Source organism: Nitritalea halalkaliphila LW7 (assembly GCF_000265075.1).
Taxonomy (GTDB): Bacteria; Bacteroidota; Bacteroidia; order Cytophagales; family Cyclobacteriaceae; genus Nitritalea; species Nitritalea halalkaliphila.
The window spans coordinates 22,597-28,682 of the sequence record NZ_AJYA01000078.1 but is presented as its reverse complement, the minus strand read 5'-3'; the positions used below and the strand labels follow the sequence as shown (position 1 = coordinate 28,682).

At 46.7% G+C, this 6,086-nt stretch carries 6 protein-coding genes; 1 reads left to right on the top strand and 5 read right to left on the bottom strand.

Annotated features, from left to right (window positions below; genetic code table 11):
• Positions 1-212, top strand: a 212-nt coding sequence (locus tag A3SI_RS16050) for a transposase domain-containing protein (RefSeq protein WP_009057540.1), incomplete at its 5' end; no start/stop codon positions are given.
• A 150-nt stretch (positions 213-362) separates the two neighbouring features.
• Here the strand turns inward: A3SI_RS16050 and A3SI_RS16045 are convergent.
• From A3SI_RS16045 to A3SI_RS16025, 5 genes are all read right to left on the bottom strand, one after another.
• Positions 363-1,082, bottom strand: coding sequence for a hypothetical protein (locus tag A3SI_RS16045; RefSeq protein ID WP_009057537.1), 720 nt, complete (start codon positions 1,080-1,082; stop codon positions 363-365).
• A gap of 33 nt (positions 1,083-1,115) precedes the next feature.
• Positions 1,116-2,276: a hypothetical protein gene (locus A3SI_RS16040; RefSeq protein WP_040671233.1), complete on the bottom strand. Its 1,161-nt coding sequence runs from the start codon at positions 2,274-2,276 to the stop codon at positions 1,116-1,118.
• 469 nt (positions 2,277-2,745) lie between these two features.
• A complete protein-coding gene (locus A3SI_RS16035) occupies positions 2,746-4,629 on the bottom strand; it encodes an amidophosphoribosyltransferase (RefSeq protein ID WP_009057533.1) in 1,884 nt (627 codons plus the stop codon).
• 101 nt (positions 4,630-4,730) lie between these two features.
• Positions 4,731-5,582, bottom strand: a complete 852-nt coding sequence (locus A3SI_RS16030; protein WP_156810358.1) for a D-alanyl-D-alanine carboxypeptidase — start codon at positions 5,580-5,582, stop codon at positions 4,731-4,733.
• Positions 5,489-6,070, bottom strand: coding sequence for a hypothetical protein (locus A3SI_RS16025; RefSeq protein ID WP_040671231.1), 582 nt, complete (start codon positions 6,068-6,070; stop codon positions 5,489-5,491). Before A3SI_RS16025 ends, A3SI_RS16030 begins: the two co-directional genes overlap by 94 nt.
• Positions 6,071-6,086 lie beyond the last annotated feature (16 nt).

Sequence of the window (6,086 nt, the reverse complement as noted above, 5' to 3'; positions counted from 1 at the left end):
AAGCTTCTATACAGCTGCATGGCGACATGGAAATCGATAATAATTTAGTCGAAAATGCTGCCATGTACTCCTTTATGGCAAGCTGTAAGCGAAATGGTGTCGATGAAAGAGAGTGGCTAAGTGATATTTTTGATCGCGTACAGGGAATCAAGCATAAGGACCTCTTCAAGCTACTGCCTTCTAACTGGGCCAAGTACAGAGGCCAATTATAAATCCAATACGTAGTTCGTCGAACGGATACGAAAAAATTGACCCCCATTCCGGAATTCATCATTTTTCGGAATGGGGGTCGGATAATCCTTTAAACGAACACGAAGTGAATAGCGATTCGATACACGCACTAATTTCAGCTAGCACCGTCACTACCGACGGCTTACCGTAAAATGACTTTGCTGCAGGGTGGTAGGCTCTAACGTGTAACCTAATGCCCGAAGCTGGTCGATAGGATCCTGACTCATGTACAAATCGATTTTTTTAGGTAGTATTTTGTCCGATTTGGAAATGAACTTCCCTCCGAAATAACGCTCCAGCGTAGTCGCTAGCTGGCTGTCCTTTGGATATTCGATGGTGATTCTATCCCCCGCAACCTTCTCGCGGTGAATTTCGGGGCTTTTTACCTGGTCTTTCCCTGCCTGTGCCGACGAAAACGCTACATACCTGACGTCCTTCTGACTGGTATCCACGTGCAGATCCAAGTGCTTCATGAGATCCAAAAACACCTTTTCTTTATCCAGCATCCTACCATCCTTATAAAAATATCGGATAGAATATGTAGAACGCATCGCCTGTAGGTTAACCAAATTGTAACTAAAAGCACCCCTCGATAACTCTTGAATGATATCCGATAAAGGAAAACAGTTATATTGAACCATCGATGGCCCAAAAGCACTGGAAGACGCGGTACAAGAAAATTCTTGTATAATGGAAATCTCCTTTTCTTTATCTCCAACTTGATAAATAACCTTTTTCTCTTCAGTAGTATGCTGATAGTGGCCAACTTCCACAGGAACCAAGCAGGAATCAGAACTGATGGCGGGTAGGCACAGCAAAAGGCCTAAAGCGGTTAGCATGTAAGTTTTCATGGTTTTATACGATTAAGGTTTATAGATAAGCGTTTAAATGGATACCTTAAACTTGAATAGCATCGGGTTAAACTCTTTCTCGAAATGACGAATAAGCTGCCGCACTATGGAGTTTTCAGGGACATCCTTGAGGGTCTTCAGCGTCTCAGCAAACTCATCATCGATCATGGAGTAAAAATATTCACCATCATAGTAATGCGGAAAGGGAATAAAATCGCCATTAACCAACGTGTACTCAGGATCTAAAATAAGTGTGCGCTCCTTTTCGAAGTCCTGAAATACGGCATAGGAAATTTCATTATAAGTGAACTTGAAATAGAGTTTTCCTGATCCAAAGCGTACAGGAGTTATAGGGTTATGCATAATTCCCCTTTCTAAAACATCTGAGGTAGTAATATACAGTTCGTCTGGATACTTATCTCTGTTTAATTTTTTACTTCCGAAATCTATCAAGTACCTGGGTCGTCCGCCGTCCGGCGTGATTTCATACAGGGTATCATTTAAATATTCCGTATATAAAATACCCTCTGCAAAAGGAAGTATGTTTCCGTGAATAAAAACATTCCGCCTGCTCATGTTTTCTTCTACCACAAAAGGCTTAAAACCTGATACCAAGTTCAATCTCTTATCAAAGACCAACACACTAAAGAAAGTACTTTCGTCTTGAAAATTTACCACATTGTTATTCGTAAATGCATAAATATATTCTCCGCGAGAAAATACATTTTCAATGGCTACGCCATGTGGTTTGTGATCTAAATAGTTTAAAAATTGGTCCGTAATTACCATGTGCCGATTAGTACCTATCAAGACAGAATCCTCACTCAGGACCGAGATCCCCACTATTCGATCAAATGCCAAGTCAATCTGCGGAAAATCACGCAGCGTTTTTATAAAATTGCCCGATTTGTCGAACATTTGGATAAACTTATTTTGTATCTGCGAATAACTGACGATGTATATGTATTCCTCCGAAACATCCATACTAAAGTAGTTCGCTACCAAACTTTCATCCGTATCATACTTAAGGGGTATGAGTTCTAATTCATCTGCAAGCTTTACGAGGCTTTGTTTTGAAAAGTCCTTGGTAGATATACGGATGCCCTCCATGCCTTCTGGTAGCACCATTTCTTTCGATCCAGCAGTGCAGGACCAGATAACTACAGCAAATACAAATAGATAGATATGTTTCATGTACGATTTCAATTGAAAAACCTTACGCTCTCGCTGTCAGATGCGTACATCCTCCCAACGACTCCATAGGACCGATTCCACATTTTTTATAAACAAACGCTGATATCAACTCTAATCGTTACAAAGTAAGAAAGAAAAAAAAAACAACAGAAAAATTTTAAACTCACCTGTTACTCATCCCTAAACATCATAAAAAAGAGAAAATTAAAAAATATTATTTTTTTCAACAACTAAAAAATCGTGAAAAATTTCAAAAAGACGACTTTAGGACATAAATACAAAAGAATATTTTTTCAGGAAAAAATTACAATTTACCCACGCCCCGACGCACACCATGAGACATAAGAACACCGACCTGAATCCCTTATGCCAAGCCTAATACGCAGCCTCAACTATAAGGCAAGCCCGTTCCCTGTCTTTCGACGTATTCAGTAGCGCTGAACAAGGACCTGCTACAACCGAAAACCTGCTAATAGGCGCGAATAGCCTTGCCCTCCATGTAATTCGCAAAAGCTCTATTCACCACGCGCATCCCACCCGTCGTCGGAAAATCTCCCGTAAAATACCAATCCCCCAAGTGTTCCGGGCAAGCGCGGTTAAGGTTTTCGACCGTTTGATAAATAACCTTCACCTCCGCCTGAATAGAAGTGGACGTGATGATCTCAGCGATCTTATCCGAAATTTCCTGATCCGTGAAAGGTTCATACAGCGCCTTCACATAATTCTGCGTAGGTGCGGGATGGGCGATGCACTTCTCGTACACCTCATCCATCAGCGAAGTCATCCCACGCTCCTTAAGCAGCGCTACCGTGGCACGGAAAGCGATGAACTCCCGCATTTTCGACATATCTATGCCATAACAGTCAGGAAAACGAATCTGCGGTGCCGAAGAAACGATGATGATACGACGAGGCTCTAACTTGTCCAACGTCGTCAAAATACTTTTCTCTAAAGTAGTTCCACGCACGATAGAGTCATCGATAACCACTAAAGTATCCACATGCGAACGGACCACCTCATAGGTAGTATCGTACACATTCGCCACCATCACATCTCGATCCGAATCATTCGTGATAAACGTCCTCAGCTTCACGTCTTTGCTGACCAGCTTCTCCACCCGCGGACGGAAATGCAAGAGATCCTCTAAATCCTCTAAATGTGGCTTCCCCTCTAACAATACCTCTTTGCGCTTCGCGCTCAAGTAATCCTCTAAGCCCTCGATCATGCCTAAAAAGGCCGTCTCCGCGGTATTCGGAATGTAAGAGAAAACAGTGTTTTTCAGATCAAAATCTATGGCCTCTAAAATCTGTGGAATTAAAGCCCTGCCCAGCTGCTTGCGCTCCCGGTAAATGTCTGGATCTGTGCCCCTGGAAAAATAAATCCGCTCGAAACTGCATGACTTGCGCTCACGCGCAGGCAATATGCTGTGCTCTCCATACGAACCATCCTTATTGATGATCAAGGCATGCCCCGGCTGAATTTCCCGAATGGCTTTATAATCTATATTAAAGGCTGTCTTTATGGCAGGTTTTTCAGAGGCTACCACCACGATTTCTTCATCGGCATAATAATAGGCCGGGCGAATGCCGGAAGGATCCCGCACCACGAAAGAAGAACCATTTCCGATCAAGCCGGCCATCGCATAGCCTCCATCAAAATCGCGGCAAGAACGGCGTAAAATACGCGCTACATCTAACTCCTCCTCGATCACACCCGTAATCTGCTCGTTCGTGTACTGATGCTTATACTTATCGAAAATCCGTTGATTTTCCTCATCTAAAAAGTGCCCGATCTTCTCCATCACCGTCACCGTGTCCGTCTTTTCCTTTGGATGCTGACCTAGCTGAACCAGTTTACCGAAAAGCTCTTCCACATTCGTCATGTTGAAATTACCCGCCATCACCAGATTCCGACTGCGCCAGTTGTTCTGCTTTAAAAAAGGATGACAGGTCTCGATACTATTCTCGCCATGCGTGCCATAGCGCAGATGCCCTAACCAGACCTCCCCTGAAAAGGCGATTTGCTCCTTCAGGTACTCAGCATCCATCAGGGCCCGATTTCCACCATGCTTCTTGGCTTTTTTGTACTTTTTATGGATTTTATCAAAAATATAATTTACCGCATTGGGCTCCACCGAACGGTACCGGCTGATGTAACGCGTCCCCGGCGAGGTATTGATCTTGATATTCGCTACCCCCGCACCATCTTGACCGCGATTCAACTGCTTCTGCATCAGCACATACAGGCGATTGGGTGCATATAAAGGGGAGCCGTATTTATCGATGTAATATTGGAGCGGTTTCCGTAAGCGGAGCATGGCGATACCACACTCATGTTTGATTTGATCACTCATGATAGAGGGGGAGAATTATGCGTTTCTAGCACAAAGGTAACATAATATTTCCGGGATTTGTGCACCCCTCCTCTCCTTTTCGCCCAGCTCAGCCCCTGACCTCAGTAGCGGCGCCGCAGCTCCGTGAGTACGCGCACCATTTCCTCCCGCACCTCTGCCGTCTCCCGCGTAAAATTATTATGCATAAAGACGAATCGCAGCTTTTTCCCCTTTCGGGTCTCCAGGAGGCCGCTTTGCAGGTGCGCGTGGCGCAAAGTCCCCGTCTTGGCCCACACGAATACCTCCCCCTCATCTAATGCGTAAGCATTTTTTAAGGTGCCACTTTGGCCCCCGGCCGGCAGAAACACTTTTAACGCCTCCCAGCCCCCCGCAGCATTTTCCAGCTGCTCCAGCACGCGAAGGATGCTCTCGGGCGTCATCAAATTAAACCGAGACAAGCCCGAGCCATCTACCCAAACCGGGGGTTCGGGGTAGCCGCCATAATGGTGCTGCAGGCCGAATAGGATCGCCTGCTCCGGCTGCAGCTCCTCCCCTAAACCATGGGACACCAGCAGCAGGAGCTGTTCGGCCAGGAAATTATCACTCGGAAGCATCATGGCCCGAAACAGGCTGTCACTCGGAATGCTGTAAAGTGTCTTGCGCTCAGCGGGCCTCGTTTCCTGTAGCAGGCCGACAGAACGTCCGAGGGTATCTGCCAGCAGGCGCGCGGTCAATGCGGGGCTATCCGGAAAAGGCAGGCGCTGACGAAAATCGCTTTGCGGCTCGCCCGCAGCCGGTAGGACGATTCGGAGACCATCTAAAGAGCGGCGCAGACGAAATTCCTGCGGCACATAGGTGCTGTCTCGCGCTAGAAAGGGGCTCAGCGCATCGGGGAAAAGCTGTAAGCGCCTTCCCGGTAGGAGGCCTCGGCCATCTGCCCGTAGAGGGGAAAAGGGCTTAAATCCGCGCGCCAAGGACTCGGCTCCAGCCCCTGAAAAGGTGCATGGGCATACACGAGCGTGTACGGACTATCCTTTAAAAAACGGAAAACACGGCCATTATCCAGCTCAGGGTGCAGAAAGCTCGGATCTCCGGTGCCCCAAAACACCAAGCTATCCCCCCGAACCTGGTAATCCAATCCCGGGATGCTATCGCCCAGCACGGCCATACTGGTATATAGGGTAAACAACTTGGTGTTACTGGCAGGGATAAAGTGACGATGGCGGTTTTGGGCATAGTACACGCGCCCATTTTCATCAGCCAGGATAAAGCCGACAAAGTGCTCTTGGAGAAGTTCGGAGCCTGTGATCAGGCGGGCGACGCGTTTTTCGGTGAGCCTCTGGGCACTTAGTGCCAAAGGGAGCGTCAGCAGCAGGCAAAAGAGGATCCGCGAGAAGAAGATTCCTGTGGCGGAAATGCCGAATGAAAGGCGGTAAAGACGTGGAGCGCGTGGGTGTGGCATGGGGAGGCGTTAAAAA